The sequence below is a fragment of the Gilvimarinus sp. 1_MG-2023 genome (genome assembly GCF_030548285.1).
Window position 1 is genome coordinate 1 of the sequence record NZ_JAUOSC010000996.1, and the last position, 273, is coordinate 273.

The following is a 273-nucleotide window of genomic DNA, read 5'->3' on the forward strand; positions in this document are numbered from 1 at the left end:
TCGTTACCGTCGGCGGCTTCAACCACGTGTTGGCCGAGGTCGACCAGTTGTTTGCGAATGACGGCCCGGACGTCGGGGTTGTCTTCAACCAGCAAATACAGTCCTCCTGGAGACAGTTTGGGCCTGTTGTCACTGTCGTTATCGTTCAGCTCCGGGTTGGCTGGTGCGTCACTGGCGGGCAGTAACAGGCGTATCATGGCACCGCCCTGGGGGCGGTTGTGCAGTTGAATATACCCGAATGACTGCTTGACGAAACCATAGACCATCGATAAC

At 56.8% G+C, this 273-nt stretch carries 1 pseudogene; it reads right to left on the reverse strand.

Annotated elements, in window-relative coordinates:
- Positions 1-273 (reverse strand): annotated as a pseudogene (locus tag Q4563_RS19875) (hypothetical protein); the annotation flags it as partial.